A 12803-nucleotide genomic window follows, 5' to 3' on the forward strand; every position below is an offset into this window, starting at 1 on the left:
GGGGTCAGGCGAAGCCCGCGAGGTGGCGCAGGGCTGCCGCATGCAGCTCCCCATTGGCCGCGGCGACCACGCGGCCATCGAAATCCGGGGTGAGCGGACGCCCGGCCCAATCGGTCATCACGCCGCCGGCGCCCTCCACGACGGGGGCGAGCGCCATCACATCGTAGACCTTCAGGCCGGCTTCCACCACGAGGTCGCAATGGCCGGAGGCGAGAAGCCCGTAGGCGTAGCAGTCGCCGCCGAAGCGTCGCATCCCCACGGCGGCGCTCAAGGATGCGAAAGCGTCCGCATCGGTGCCCTGGAACAGGTCCGGCGAGGTGGCGAACAGACGGGCCTCCCGCAGTGACCGCCGGCTGGTGCGGATCGGCTTGCCGCCGAACCAAGCGCCTGTGCCGTTGCCGTGCCAGCGCTCGGCCAGCGCCGGCATGTCGATCAGGCCCAGGAGCGGCCGCCCGTCCCGCACCAGGGCGATCAGAGTGCCGAACAGCGGCATCCCGGTGATGAAGCTCTGGGTTCCGTCGATCGGATCGATCACCCAGGTCAGGTCGCGCGAGAAGTCGCCGCCCTCCTCCTCGCCCAGGATGCCGTGATCCGGATAAGCCAGCCGGATCTCGGCGCGCAGGCGGGCCTCGATGCCCCGATCCGCCTCGGTAACCGGGCTGGTGTCGGCCTTGGTCGAGACCGCGAGCGGCGTGCGGAAATGCCGGCGCGCCAGGGGCCGCACGGTGTTGGCGAGGTGATGGGCGAAGGCCATCAACCCGTCGGCGCTGGCGTCGAAGGTCACCGGCGCGGTGGAGGTCGGAATCATGGCGGGGGCCTTGCTGGAAGGGGGCCTTGCGGGAAAGGGGGCCTTGCTGGAAGGGGGAATTGCGGGAAAGAGGGCATCCGGAACCGGACGGAGGCGCCCTGGGCGGAGCCGCTCACAGCAGCCTCAGCCAGCGCGGCCAGTCGGGATGGTGGAACAGGGTCCGGGCCCGCGACAGCTTCCAGGTTCCGTACTTGTAATAGTCGAAGTCGAGGGTCGAGACGCTGTCCTGGATCATCGCCCAGGTCGCCCATTTGAGATCGCCGAGCGCCTTCAACACCTGGGTGCGGGCGGCGACCCCGACATCCCAACGGCCCCAATAGGCCTCGATCATCTCGCGCTCGACATCGGCCGGGAAGGCCATCTCGTCGAACCACAGGGCAAGCTCGTAGGCGCGCTCGTTGTTGGAGGCGTATTCGAAGTCCACGAGGCGGACCTGGTCCGCGGCGTCGAGCATGAAGTTGCCGGCGAGCGTGTCGTTCATGCAGGGCACGAGGTCGAGGCCGGAGGCGAGGAGCGCGGCCTTGGCCTCGCCGTAGCGGCGCATCAGGAAGGCCGCATCCTGGGGCACCCGGCCGCCGACCGTATCCACCTGGCGGACATGCTCCTCGATCATGTCGAAGATCGTCTTGGTCAGGGTCAGGGCCGGAGAATCGTTGAAGGCACGCAGCGCCCGCACCGCGTTGTGACGCACGCCGGGGCGCAGGAAATCGAGGTTCGAGGAGGCGCGGAAGCTTTCCAGGAAGGCGAAGATCTCGACGCCGTCCTCGGGCAGGTAGTCGAGCACCGCCACGCCGAAGCCGCAGGCTTCCGCCCGCCGGCTCGCCTCGTGAGCGGCGGCCCGGGTGATGAACATCTCTGTCCCGCGCCCCGGCACCTTGAGGAAGACGTCCGCGCCTGTTCCGTCTCCCGCTCCGCTCCCCGCTTGGACACGCCAGTTGGTGTTGCTGATGCCGCCGGAGACCGGCCGGTAGCGCAGGGGCGCGTCCGCCCAGCCGGGAATTCGGGCGAGGATCGCCTCCAGAGCCTGCTCGGGCGGACTCGCGCCCTCGCCCCTGCGTGTCCAGCTCATCGCCCCCTCCTCACGCCGGGCTCCGGCCCGTCACCCGCCCGATCCGTCACAGCCGGCGCAGCCAGAGTTCGAAATCGCGCGCCGCCATGGTGGTGCGCGCGTGCAGCAGGCGCCACTGGCCGTACTTGAAGAATTCGATGCCGGGCCGGCGCGACGTGATCGCCCGGGTGATGCCCCACAGGCCCCACATCAGGTCGTCGACCGCGCCGTAGAGGCGGCAGCGGTGAAACAACGCCTCGGTGCAGCGGCCGGCATAGATCTCAATCGCCTGCCGGCGCTCGGCCTCGAACACGTAGGCTTCGTTGAGCAGCGATCCGATCTCGAACCAGGGATCGTAATCGCCGGCGAGGTCGAAATCGACCAGGCGGACGCCGTCCGGCGCCAGGCCGCCCCCGGGCCGGTGAAGCAGCATGAGATTCGAGGCCGTGCCGTCGTTGCGGCAGAACGCCCGGTCGAAGCCGGCCGCGCGGATCGCCGCCCGGATCAGGTCGGCGCTCGCCAGCAGGCCGTCGAGATCGTCCGGCAGCGGCGCGGCGCAGGCCCTGGCCTCCGCCGCCAGGGCCGCGATCCGGTCGAACGGGCAGAAGGCCTGGCCGAGGGGCTCGGCCCTGTGCAGCCGGCTCAGGGCGCCGAGCACCTGCGCCATGGTATCCCCGTCCTGCAGATCGCCGACCCGGGCGTAGGCCCAGGGCTCGGGCAGGTCGGCGAGGACGATCGTCCCCTCGGCCTGCGCCAGCACCGCCGGCCCGAGCCCGAGGGCGCCGGCCTTCCGGGTCGCCTCGGGCATGGCCGGCAGCACGTCGGTGGCCATGTCGGCGTGGCGCACCTTCAGGAAGACCGGTCCGGTTCCCTCCAGCCACACCCGCGCACAGTCCGAGGCGACCGCCCGGTGGGTCGGGGATGCGACAGGGGGGGCCGCACAGGCGATGCGGGTCGTCCTGGCCTGCCAGTCCGGCATCCGCCCCAGGGCTGCCGCGATCCGATCTTCGAAAGCCGGTTCGGGAGACGTCATCCTGCATGCTCCGGTCGGGCGGCCCGGACGGGATCGCCACCGCTTCGGCACAGGCGGTCGGCCGCCTCCCGCATCAGCGCCAAGCCGGCGGCGAGATCCGCCGGGTCGGTGGCCTCGGCCTCGTTGTGGGCGATGCCGCCGATGCTCGGGACGAAGATCAGCCCGGTCGGGCAGATCCCGAGGAAGCTCAGGGCATCGTGCCCCGCCACGGTGTCCATCCGCAGGGCCCCGAGCCCCCGGGCTTCGGCGCAGACGGCGACCAGGTCGCAGACCGCCTCCGGCATGGCCCGGATCGGACGCTCGTTCCGGCCGAGGATCGTCAGGCCGGTTCCGGCTCGCGCCGCCACGGCGTCGAGGAGCCGGTCGGCCCTCCGCCCGGCCTCGGCCAGGACCGCGTCGTCGGCGGATCGCAACTCGACCGAGAGTTCGACACGTGCCGGCACCACGTTGGCGGAATTGGGTGTGACCGCGACGCGACCCACTGCGGTATACAGCAGCCCCGGCCACGCATCGGCCAGCGCCCGGATCTCCGCGATGGCATAGGCGGCGGCGAGCAGCGCATCGCGCCGAAGCTCCATCCGGCCCGGACCTGTATGGGCCTGGACCCCGAGGAACGCGGCCTCGATCTTGGTCGCCCCCCAGTTCCGGGTGACGATGCCGATGGTCCGTCCCGTCTCCTCGAGGACGGTCCCCTGCTCCACATGCACCTCGAGGTAGCAGGCCGGACGCGGAGGGGGCGCATCGCCGCCGCGATAGCCGATCGCATCCAACGCCTCGCTCAAGGTGGTGCCGGATTCGTCCCGGCAGGACAAAGCCTCGGCGACGGCGTGCCGCCCGAGATAGGTGCCGCTGCCGAGGAGGCTCGGCCGGAAGCGTGCGCCCTCCTCGTTGGTCCAGTTCACGGCGCAGAAATCGGCGGTGAAGCGCCGGCCCGCGCGCCGCGCCCGCATCAGCCCCGCACCGACGCACAGGGCGGCGGCGACGCCGTAGGTGCCGTCCAGGCGGCCGGCGCGGCTCTGGCTGTCGAGGTGGGAGCCCATCATGACCAGCGGCGCATCCGCCTGATCCGCCAGCGAGAACAGCCCGAACTGGTTGCCCACCGCATCGACGCGCAGGTTGCCGCTGGCGGCGCGAACCTCGTCTCCGAAAATGTCGCGTGCCGCACCGTCCTCGGAGCTGGCGCAGAGCCGGGTCACCCCACCGCCGGGCGTGGCGCCGCAGGCTGAGAACCGGGCGAGCAGCTCTTCGAGACGTTGCGGCCCGTCGACCTCAGGTATGAAGGACCTCGATGTCATGCCGGGCGAACGCATCCTGGAATGCCTCCGGCGGCGGCTTGTCCGTGACGACGCTCAGCGTCTCGCGCAGCCCGAAGGTGCAGAGATTGGCCTGACGCCCGAACTTGCGCGAATCGGCGAGCAGGACGGCCCGGCGCGACTGGGCCCGCAGGGTACGGCGCAGGACTGACTCGTGCTCCTCGTAATCCATCCAGCCGTGATCGAGGTCGCAGGCGGCGATCCCCATGAAGGCGATGTCGAAGAAGTAGCGCTGGGCGTAGGCCACCGTCTCGTAGCCCACCAGCGCGTTGTCGTTGCTCCGCAGAGTGCCGGGCGTCAGGTTGACCCGCGCCGGGCCGCCGCCGAGATGCAGGGCGACATCGACGGAGTTGGTGGTCACCGTCAGATTGCGCCCCGTCAGCCGGCGCGCCAGCGCCAGCGTGGTCGTGCCGGTGTCGATGAAGATCGACATACCGTCGAGCACCAGGGCCTCGGCCACCACGGCCACGCGTCCCTTCTCGCGGGTGTTGAGCTTGCCGCGCTCCTGCAGTGGGCGTTCCTGGTCCAGCCGGGGCGGAACGGCCCCCCCGTGGATGCGCCGGAGCAGGCCACGCTCCTCCAGCATCTTCAGGTCGCGCCGGATGGTCTCCTCCGAGACCTTCAGGAACAGGGCCACATCCGCGACACCGACCCGGCCCATCCCATGGACGCGGGACAGGATTTCCTGGTGGCGATGATCCGTCAGCATGCTCGATGGCCGTCCTACCGTCGTCCCGATGATAGCGGTGATCCATGCCTGCGGTCGCGCGGGAATGTAGGGGCGGGACGCGGTATCCCGTGCTCGTTTGCGTTGTAGTGCAACCGAGCGGCCCGGAAACGCTCGGGCCAGCCTTCCGCATAGGTGTGCCGGATCGGTCAGAACCCACACCCACCGGGTATCTCCCTGGAGCCCAGCGGTCCGGTCGGACGATCGAGGATCGCGCAGAAATCATGGGACTATCTACGCCGGTCCTGATCGACAGCGTCAATCTGGATTTTTTGGTTTTTGTGGGATTTGTGGTTTAGGTGCTTAAAATCGCAGCGCTCTGCTCGCGACCTAGGCAGACCTGCCCACGGGATATTCCAGGTCTCTGCGCCTACGCAGAAACGCGTATGGCCTTGCCGGCCCCGGCCCCGCACGAACGTGCGATTCCACTTTAACGCCGGCGAGGATGCATGGCTGCGATCACCGATCTCTATCGCTACCCCGTCAAGGGCCTCTCGCCCGAACCCCTCACGGCAATGTCCTTGAGCGCCGCGCACGGTCTGCCGTTCGACCGCGTCTATGCCTTGGCGCTGGGCACGACGGCGTTCGATCCGGAGCGGCCGGAACCCCTCGACAAGGGGGCTTTCCTGATGCTGCGCAACAACGAGGCACTGGCGGCCCTGCGGACGCGCGTCGATCCCGACACGCATCGCCTGACGATCGAGCGCGCAGCGCATCCGTCTTTCAGCGCAGACCTGTCCACGCCGGAGGGCCGCGCGGACACGGAGGCCTATTTCGCGGCGTATCTCGGGGCGGCGACCAAGGGGCCTCCGCGCGTGGTACGGGCGGATGGCCACAAGTTCACCGATGCGAGCGTGCTGTCGCCGGTGATGATGCGCGCCGTCTCGGTGATCAACCTCGCTTCGGTCCGAGTCCTGGAGGCTGCAACCGGCCGGACCCTGGACCCGCTGCGTTTTCGCGGCAACATCCACCTCGAAGGCTTGGAGCCCTGGGTTGAGCTGGACTGGGTCGACCGCCCGGTGCGGATCGGGGGCGTCCGCTTCCGCGGGCTCGCGCGCACACCCCGCTGCGCGGCCGTCAACGTGAATCCGGTCACCGCCGAGCGCGACGCCAACCTGCCGCGGGCGATCCGCCAGCATTTCGGGCATGTCGACCTCGGCGTATATCTGGAGGTGCTGAACGACGGAGACCTGCAGATCGGTGACGTCGTGACGGTCTGATACGAACCTCCGCCTACGGCGGAGGGCATGAGGCAGATCGCGCCGGGTGCCTCAGCCGATGAGGGCGGGGGCGCGCCGGTGATGCGTCGCCTGTTCGTAGTCGTAGGCGTAGCCGAGGAGGTCAGCCTCGCTCCACATCCGGCCGACGAAAATCAAGTTGAACGGCGCGCCAGAGGCGTAGAAGCCGGCCGGTACCGTCACGCCGGGCAGGCCCGCGATATTGATCTCGCACACCGTGGTCTCGTTGATCGCCTGCCCGCTGTGAAGGGGCGGGAGTTCGTCGCGCATCTGTGGAAAGACGAGGCCATCGAGGGCGTTCGCCTCGAGGACCGCGTCGAAGATCGCCAGGTAGGCTTCGCGCAGGGTGAGGAAGGCCGAGAGATCGGGCGGAGTGGTCGGGTGGGCGAGGATCGGCGCGAAGGCCGGAATGGCGTGCAGATGGCGCAGAACGCCGTTCGGGCCGAAGGCATCCTCGTCCTTCGTCGCATCGGCGAAGGCCTCGACGCTGCGGAGGGCGGCGCTGGGACCGAGGCGCTGGAGGTAGAGGTGCAGATCGTAGGGCACCGATTCCATGCCGCGCGCATCGAAGTGGTTCAGGCCCGGGGTCGGACGAGCGAGCGCGGCAAAGCCGGTCTCCGCGAAGGGATCGGCCACCAGGGTGGCGCCGCGCGCGGCTATCTCTCCTTGCGCGTGCGCATAGAGGTCCGTCGCCTCGGCCGAGAGCGGCAGGTCGCGCCAGCCCGGTCCGTACAGGCCGAGGCGTCTGCCTCTCAGCGCTTCAGTATCAAGGCGCGATGCGTAGCCACCCTTCGGCCGCTTGCCGATGCCCGCCACGGTCTTGGGGTCGGCGGGGGTGTAGCCGGCCAGCACGTCGAGGGTGAGTGCGGCGTCGCGGACGCAGCGGGCGATTGGGCCGACCACGTCGCGGGTGCTGCCGGCGAGCGGCACGACGCCGGCATTGGGCACCAGGGCGAAGGTCGGCTTGATGCCGACCAGCCCTTGCGCCGAGGCGGGGTTCTGGATCGACCCGCCGGTCTCCTCGGCGAGGCCCAGCACCGCGAGGCTGGCGCCGACGGCCGTCGCCGTCCCGGCACTGCTGCCGCCGGGCAGGCTCCCGGGGGCGGCCGAGTTCAGGGTCGGGCCGGCCCAGCTGTCATTGGCGTGGCTGCCGGTGGCGCTCAGCACCGGCACGTTGGTCTTGCCGAGCATGACGCAGCCGGCGGCTCGCATCCGCGCCACCACGGGCGCGTCGGTTTCCGGGATGAGATCGACCCCGCCGGCCCGGGCGCTGAGACAGCGCCAGCCCGCTGTCGTCGGCAGCCCCGCCATGTCCATCGGGTCCTTGATCACCACGGGTACTCCCGCCAGGGGACCCAGCGCCTCGCCGGCGGCGCGACGCGCGTCGATGGCCCGGGCATCGGACAGGGCGTCCGGGTTCATGATGATGAGGGCATTGTAGCGTGGATTGTGGGTCGCGATGCGGTCGAGGAAGGCCAGCGTCAACGCCTCGGCGCTGACGCCGCTGGCGAAGGCTTCGGCCGCATCGGCCAGTGTCATCTCGATCACGTCGAAGGGAGCGGGTGTCTTGGCATCCATGCCGGATGTCTCCTGTGGCGGAAGAGGCAGCGGTCCAAGGCAGATGGGCAGGCCTCAGGCCATGCCCAGGAACTCGTCGATCATCGTCCGGTCGCGGGCGATGTCGGGCGGCACCTCGCGGGTGATGCGGCCCTTCTGGAGGATGAGCACGCGCTGCGAGAGCGAGGCGATGAAGTTCAGGTTCTGCTCCACCAGCAGTACCGTGAGTCCGCGCTGCCGACCGATCGCCTGCAGCGTCTCGATGATCTCTTCGATGATCGAGGGCTGAATGCCTTCCGTGGGCTCGTCCAGGAGGATGATGCGGGGCGATCCGCACAGGCAGCGGGCCAGCGCCAGCAATTGCTGCTCGCCCCCCGAGAGGGCGCCGCCCGGCCGGTCGAGATAGGCGTTCAGGCGGGGAAAGAGGGTCAGGATGTCGATGATCGTGGCGTCCTCCTTCTCCGGACCGAGAAGGCACCCCATCCGCAGATTCTCGTGGACGCTGAGCGCCGGAAAGATCTCGCGCCCCTGCGGCACGTAGCCGATTCCGGCTCGGGCTCTGGCCGTTGGCGAGAGGCGCGTGATGTCGCGCCCATCGAAGGTGATCGATCCGGCGGTGGCGGGCAGGTTGCCGGTGAGCGTCCGCAGCAGGGTCGACTTGCCCATGCCGTTATGGCCGAGGATGCCGACGAATTCGGCCTCGCCGACATGCAGCGAGACGCCGCCGAGGATCGGAATGCGGCCGTAGCCGGCATGCAGGTCGTGGACGTTCAGGAGCGGAGCGGTCATGCGGCCTGCTTGCCCAGGTAGACGTCGCGGACGCGGGTGTCGGCCAGCACGGCGTCAACATCCCCCTCCATCAGGATCCGGCCCTGGTTGAACACCGTCACGGTCTTGGCGATCATTCGGATGAAGGGCATGTCGTGCTCCACCACGATGACCGCGTGGGTCCGGTTGATCTCGCGGATCAGGGCGGCGGTGCGCTCGACCTCCTCCTTGGTCATCCCGGCGGCGGGTTCGTCGAGGAGGATCAGCTCGGGTTCCTGGGCCAGCACCATGGCGATCTCGACCCATTGGCGCTGGCCGTGGGCGAGCTGGCCGACGAGGCGCGTGGCGATCTCGGTGAGCTTCAGGCGGGTCAGCGTCTCCTCGACGATGGCGCGGGTGCGCGCGAGGGACTTCTTGCGGCCGGCGGCGACGAACACGTTCTCGCGCACCGAGAGGCCGTTGAAGACGTTGGGCACCTGCGTCTTGATGCCGACCCCAAGGCGCGCGATCTCGTGCGGGTGCGCGGCTGTGATGTCGGTGTCGCGGAGGTGGATTCTGCCCGCGCTGGCGGTCAGCTGGCCGGTGAGCATCTTGAAGAAGGTGCTTTTTCCCGCGCCGTTCGGGCCGATCAGGCAGCGCAGCTCGACCTCGCCGAGAACGAAGTCGACCGCGTTGACGGCGGTCACGCCACCGAAGCGCATGGTGGCGCCCTTCGCTTCCAGCAGGGGGCGGATGGGGTTCGGCATCGGCGCCATGCTCATCGGTGGACCTCCCCGGCAAGCGCCGCGCCCGGAGCCGGCCCGATCGGCTTCGTCCTCAGTCGTCGTCCGGTCAGGGAGGCGCCGGCGCGCTGGAGGAGGTTGCGGGCGACCGGGACCAGCCCCTGCGGGATGAGCAGCACGAAGATGACGAGAATGGCGCCCAGGCCGAGATTGGAATCGATGACGCTCTGGGAGCCGGCCTCGATGGTCAGCCACTGGATCAGGACCGCCCCGAGGATCGGCCCCAGGAGGGTGCCGAGCCCACCCACGAGCACGAAGATGATGACCTGGGCCGACATGGTCAGACCGAACACCGTGGGGCTGATGAAGCCGCCCCAGTTGGCGAAGAGGCAGCCGGCGAGGCCCGCGATGCCGGCCGAGATCATGAAGGCGAGGAGCTTGTAGAGGCGCGGGTCGTAGCCGATGAGCTGCGCCCGGGTCTCGTTCTCGCGGATCGCCACGACGACCCGGCCGAACCGGCTCGCCAGGATGGCGCGCAGGACCATGTAGACGACGATCAGGCTGCCCATTGCGGCGTACCAGATGCCTTCCGGATCAAGCTGGTTTCCCGCGTCGCCTGGCAGGTTCAGGGCGGGAATGGCCGGGATGCCGTTGAACCCCCCGAGCTCGGCTTCTCCGATCCGGTACTGGCTGCCCGAGGTGGTGTTCACGAGCTGGAACAGGATGACCGAGACCGTCAGGGTGATCACCCCGATATAGGCGTCCGAGATCCGGCCGTAGAACATGAAGTAGCCGAGCAGTCCCGCGAACAGCATCGGCACCACGATGGCGAGCAGGACCGGCAGGGTCGAGTCGCCCAGGTTCAGGACCGCGATGGCATAGGCGTAGCCTCCGAGCCCCAGGAAGGCGGCCTGTCCGAACGACATCACGCCGCCATAGCCCCAGATGAAGCCTTGGCTGAGGGCGAACATCGCCAGGGCCACGAAGCCCGTCATCTGCACGAGGCCGAAGGTGTCGAGGACGTGCGGTGCGCCGAAGAGGATAACGGCACCCGACGCGACCATGGCGAGGAAGCTCAGGGCCGCCGGACGAGCCAGGGCGCGGAGCGGCGACGGGGGACGGGTCATAGGCTGCGCCTCAGGTAGCGGCCAGTGATCCCCTGGGGCAGCACCCGGATGAGCAGGACTGCGGCGACCAGAAGGGCCACATCGCCGATGACGGGGGTGGTCTTGAACGAGACGAGTTCGTTGATGAACCCGAACAGGGTGGATGCGAGCCCCGTGCCGGTGATGATCGCCGGGCCGCCGCCCAGCACTGTGATGAAGGCGCGCGAGATGTAGGCCGCCCCCATGGCCGGAGAAATGCCGGAGATCGGTGCGAGCACGCCGCCGGCGAGACCGGCGAGGCCCGCCCCGAGGGCGAAGGTCGCCATGTAGATCCGGTCCGGCGAGACCCCCAGGGAAGCGGCCATCCGCGGGTTCTGCATGGTGGCGCGCAGGATCAGTCCGAACTTCGTGAGGCGCAGCAGCAGGTACAATCCGGCCAGCGCCGCGCAGGCCACCGCCACGATGACCAGGCTGTAGAGGCTCGCGCCGTAGCGTCCGATCTCGAAGCTGCCGACCGGCGTGGACACGCCCCGAACGACGTTGCCGTAGACCGACGTCACGAGGCCGATGAGCCCGAGGCTGATGCCCCAGGTCGCCAGCATCGTGTCCATCATGCGCCCGTAGAGAAAGCGGATGACGGTGCGCTCGAGGACGAGGCCGATGAGACCGACCACCAGGGGCGGCAGCACAAGCATGGCGACCCAGATGTTGAGGCCGGCATCGGTGGCGGCGACCGCTGTGTAAGCCCCGAGCATCATGAACTCGCCATGGGCGAGGTTGATGATCCGCATCATGCCGTAGATCACCCCGAGGCCGAGGGTGATCAGCGCCAGCGTGGCGATGCCCGCCAGGACGTTGAAGGATAAAAGGCCGACGAGATCGGGCGCCATGCTCGGCTCTCAACCCTTGAGGTCAGGGGTAAATTGCTTGTTGATCTTCGGATTCTTCAGGAGGTCGCAGGCGCCGGCCGTGTCGGCGGGAAACTGCTCCGGGAAGCTCGCGAGAATCTCCCACTTCTTGTCCTTCGGCCGGGCCAGGTAGGTGTTGCGGATGGTGTGATGGGTCGCCCCGTCCATGGTCACCTTGCCGGTCGGCCCCTCGTAGGAGATGCCGGATTCAAGGGCGGCGAGGACCTTGTCGCGGTCGAGGGAGCCGGCCTTCTTCACGCCCTCGGCCCAGAGCATGATGCCGTCATAGGTGGCGGTGTCGAGTTCACTGAGATCCGTGACATCGGCGCCGAACTTCGCCTGCATGCCCTTCACGAATTCGACGCTTCGGGCGTCCGGCAGGTCGTTGTACCAGCCGTAGCAGGTGACGATGCCGTTGGTGGTCGAGGCATCCATGGTGGTGAGTTCGTCGCCCAGCCCGAAGACCGAGCTGGCGACGGGAATCCGGCTCTTCATGCCGGCAGCGTCCCATTGACGGTAGAAACCCGAATGGTTGGCGCCGACCAGGGCCGAGAGCACGAGGTCCGGCTGGGCCTGCTGGATCCGGCTGATCGCGGAGGAGAAGTTCGTCACGTCGAGGGGGAAGAAGTCGGTGCCGGCGACCGACCCGCCACCCTCTTTCATGAACTTCGTCATCCAACTCGCGGTGATGTGCCCGTAATTGTAATCCGCCGCGATGATGTAAGCCTTCTTGCCCCAGGTCTTGAGCGCGTAGTCGACGAGGTGGTTGACCGTCTGGGCCGGCGTGGTTCCCGTGCAGAAGACGTTGCGGTCGCAGACGCCGCCCTCGTACTGGGTATTGTAGAAGTACAGGGTCTTGGAACGACCGAAAATCGGCCGGATGGCCTCGCGCGACGCCGAGGTGATGCCGCCTTGGATGACGTCGACCTTCTCTTTCAACGCCAGCTGCTGGGCGTACTGGGTGTAGAGCTGCATGCTCGACTGCGTATCGTAGGCAAAGATCTTGATCGGCCGACCGAGTAGGCCACCAGCCTTGTTGATCAGGTCCACCGCGTATTCGGTGGTCTCAATCATCCGCTTGCCTTCCAGGCCGAGGGCGCCGCTGCCGTCGAGGAGGCTCCCGAGCTTGATCGGCTCACCGGCGGCGAGGCCGTTGCGCGCGAAGAACGGCATGGCCACCGCGCTTGCGGCAGCGGCGGTCCCCAGCTTGAGCGCGCCACGTCGGCTGATCGTCGAATGGGTCATGCGTACGCGCTCCATGGCATTGCGGCCGGGAGGTCTCGTCCGCCGGGCGGCGTCGGGACCCCTCGAAATCCGACATGGCAAGACCAATGCCAACAAATCCCACAGATCGGTCATTCGGACGAAGCAAAGGATGGATTGCCGCCCGCATGGTCAGATCGGACAAACCGGCGCCATCAGTGCCGCCTCGAAAGCCACAAAACGTGCACGACCGATGCCCCCAGCCCCAGCGCGTCGCCCCGCTTTGCATCGAGCGCCGATCGCACCCGGCTCCGCCGTATCGGCAAGAGCCATACCGTTCCGGCCCCGATCACCGTTGCCGGTTCGGGAGCG

General features: G+C 68.6%; 12 protein-coding genes. 1 reads left to right on the forward strand and 11 read right to left on the reverse strand.

Annotation, left to right across the window (positions count from 1 at the left end; genetic code table 11):
• Window positions 1–4: 4 nt before the first annotated feature.
• The 5 genes from J7U37_RS10710 to J7U37_RS10730 all read right to left on the reverse strand — a co-directional run bounded on the left by J7U37_RS10710 (window position 5) and on the right by J7U37_RS10730 (window position 4911).
• Window positions 5–808 (reverse strand): inositol monophosphatase family protein, encoded by an 804-nt coding sequence (locus J7U37_RS10710; protein WP_247635694.1) that lies wholly within the window; start codon window positions 806–808, stop codon window positions 5–7.
• Between the two features lie 112 nt (window positions 809–920).
• Window positions 921–1877, reverse strand: a complete 957-nt coding sequence (locus tag J7U37_RS10715; protein WP_247635695.1) for a phosphotransferase — start codon at window positions 1875–1877, stop codon at window positions 921–923.
• Window positions 1878–1923: 46 nt separating this feature from the next.
• Complete coding sequence (locus tag J7U37_RS10720) at window positions 1924–2889, reverse strand: phosphotransferase (protein WP_247635696.1); 966 nt, start codon at window positions 2887–2889, stop codon at window positions 1924–1926.
• Window positions 2886–4184: a Zn-dependent hydrolase gene (locus tag J7U37_RS10725; RefSeq protein ID WP_247635697.1), complete on the reverse strand. Its 1299-nt coding sequence runs from the start codon at window positions 4182–4184 to the stop codon at window positions 2886–2888. The genes J7U37_RS10720 and J7U37_RS10725 overlap by 4 nt, the downstream gene beginning before the upstream one ends.
• Entirely contained in the window at window positions 4159–4911 is a 753-nt protein-coding gene (locus J7U37_RS10730; protein ID WP_056183929.1) for a DeoR/GlpR family DNA-binding transcription regulator, read from the reverse strand. Before J7U37_RS10730 ends, J7U37_RS10725 begins: the two co-directional genes overlap by 26 nt.
• A 467-nt stretch (window positions 4912–5378) precedes the next feature.
• Between J7U37_RS10730 and J7U37_RS10735 the strand changes: the two genes are divergently transcribed.
• On the forward strand, window positions 5379–6149 hold the full coding sequence (locus tag J7U37_RS10735) for an MOSC domain-containing protein (RefSeq protein WP_247635698.1): 771 nt from the start codon (window positions 5379–5381) through the stop codon (window positions 6147–6149).
• Between the two features lie 51 nt (window positions 6150–6200).
• On the opposite strand, the gene J7U37_RS10740 is transcribed toward J7U37_RS10735, so the two are convergent.
• Genes J7U37_RS10740 through J7U37_RS10765 form a run of 6 tightly spaced genes read right to left on the reverse strand, consistent with a single transcriptional unit; the run spans window position 6201 to window position 12473 of the window.
• The gene (locus J7U37_RS10740; RefSeq protein WP_247635699.1) at window positions 6201–7745 is read right to left on the reverse strand and encodes an amidase; all 1545 of its coding nucleotides are present in this window, start codon (window positions 7743–7745) and stop codon (window positions 6201–6203) included.
• Window positions 7746–7799: 54 nt separating this feature from the next.
• Window positions 7800–8513, reverse strand: a complete 714-nt coding sequence (locus J7U37_RS10745; RefSeq protein ID WP_056183936.1) for an ABC transporter ATP-binding protein — start codon at window positions 8511–8513, stop codon at window positions 7800–7802.
• A complete protein-coding gene (locus tag J7U37_RS10750) occupies window positions 8510–9253 on the reverse strand; it encodes an ATP-binding cassette domain-containing protein (protein WP_247635700.1) in 744 nt (247 codons plus the stop codon). Before J7U37_RS10750 ends, J7U37_RS10745 begins: the two co-directional genes overlap by 4 nt.
• A complete protein-coding gene (locus tag J7U37_RS10755; RefSeq protein WP_247635701.1) occupies window positions 9250–10341 on the reverse strand; it encodes a branched-chain amino acid ABC transporter permease in 1092 nt (363 codons plus the stop codon). Before J7U37_RS10755 ends, J7U37_RS10750 begins: the two co-directional genes overlap by 4 nt.
• Window positions 10338–11210: a branched-chain amino acid ABC transporter permease gene (locus tag J7U37_RS10760; protein WP_056183941.1), complete on the reverse strand. Its 873-nt coding sequence runs from the start codon at window positions 11208–11210 to the stop codon at window positions 10338–10340. Before J7U37_RS10760 ends, J7U37_RS10755 begins: the two co-directional genes overlap by 4 nt.
• Window positions 11211–11219: 9 nt before the next feature.
• Window positions 11220–12473 (reverse strand): ABC transporter substrate-binding protein, encoded by a 1254-nt coding sequence (locus tag J7U37_RS10765; RefSeq protein WP_247635702.1) that lies wholly within the window; start codon window positions 12471–12473, stop codon window positions 11220–11222.
• Between the last annotated feature and the right edge of the window lie 330 nt (window positions 12474–12803).

This window comes from Methylobacterium sp. 37f, assembly GCF_023093475.1.
In the GTDB taxonomy this organism is placed as follows: Bacteria; Pseudomonadota; Alphaproteobacteria; order Rhizobiales; family Beijerinckiaceae; genus Methylobacterium.

Excerpts from the sequence above, each read along its gene's own strand:
- J7U37_RS10710 (WP_247635694.1), bottom strand. The coding sequence starts at position 808 with ATGATTCCGACCTCCACCGCGCCGGTGACCTTCGACGCCAGCGCCGAC.
- J7U37_RS10715 (WP_247635695.1), bottom strand. The coding sequence starts at position 1,877 with ATGAGCTGGACACGCAGGGGCGAGGGCGCGAGTCCGCCCGAGCAGGCT.
- J7U37_RS10720 (WP_247635696.1), bottom strand. The coding sequence starts at position 2,889 with ATGACGTCTCCCGAACCGGCTTTCGAAGATCGGATCGCGGCAGCCCTG.
- J7U37_RS10725 (WP_247635697.1), bottom strand. The coding sequence starts at position 4,184 with ATGACATCGAGGTCCTTCATACCTGAGGTCGACGGGCCGCAACGTCTC.
- J7U37_RS10730 (WP_056183929.1), bottom strand. The coding sequence starts at position 4,911 with ATGCTGACGGATCATCGCCACCAGGAAATCCTGTCCCGCGTCCATGGG.
- J7U37_RS10735 (WP_247635698.1), top strand. The coding sequence starts at position 5,379 with ATGGCTGCGATCACCGATCTCTATCGCTACCCCGTCAAGGGCCTCTCG.
- J7U37_RS10740 (WP_247635699.1), bottom strand. The coding sequence starts at position 7,745 with ATGGATGCCAAGACACCCGCTCCCTTCGACGTGATCGAGATGACACTG.
- J7U37_RS10745 (WP_056183936.1), bottom strand. The coding sequence starts at position 8,513 with ATGACCGCTCCGCTCCTGAACGTCCACGACCTGCATGCCGGCTACGGC.
- J7U37_RS10750 (WP_247635700.1), bottom strand. The coding sequence starts at position 9,253 with ATGAGCATGGCGCCGATGCCGAACCCCATCCGCCCCCTGCTGGAAGCG.
- J7U37_RS10755 (WP_247635701.1), bottom strand. The coding sequence starts at position 10,341 with ATGACCCGTCCCCCGTCGCCGCTCCGCGCCCTGGCTCGTCCGGCGGCC.
- J7U37_RS10760 (WP_056183941.1), bottom strand. The coding sequence starts at position 11,210 with ATGGCGCCCGATCTCGTCGGCCTTTTATCCTTCAACGTCCTGGCGGGC.
- J7U37_RS10765 (WP_247635702.1), bottom strand. The coding sequence starts at position 12,473 with ATGACCCATTCGACGATCAGCCGACGTGGCGCGCTCAAGCTGGGGACC.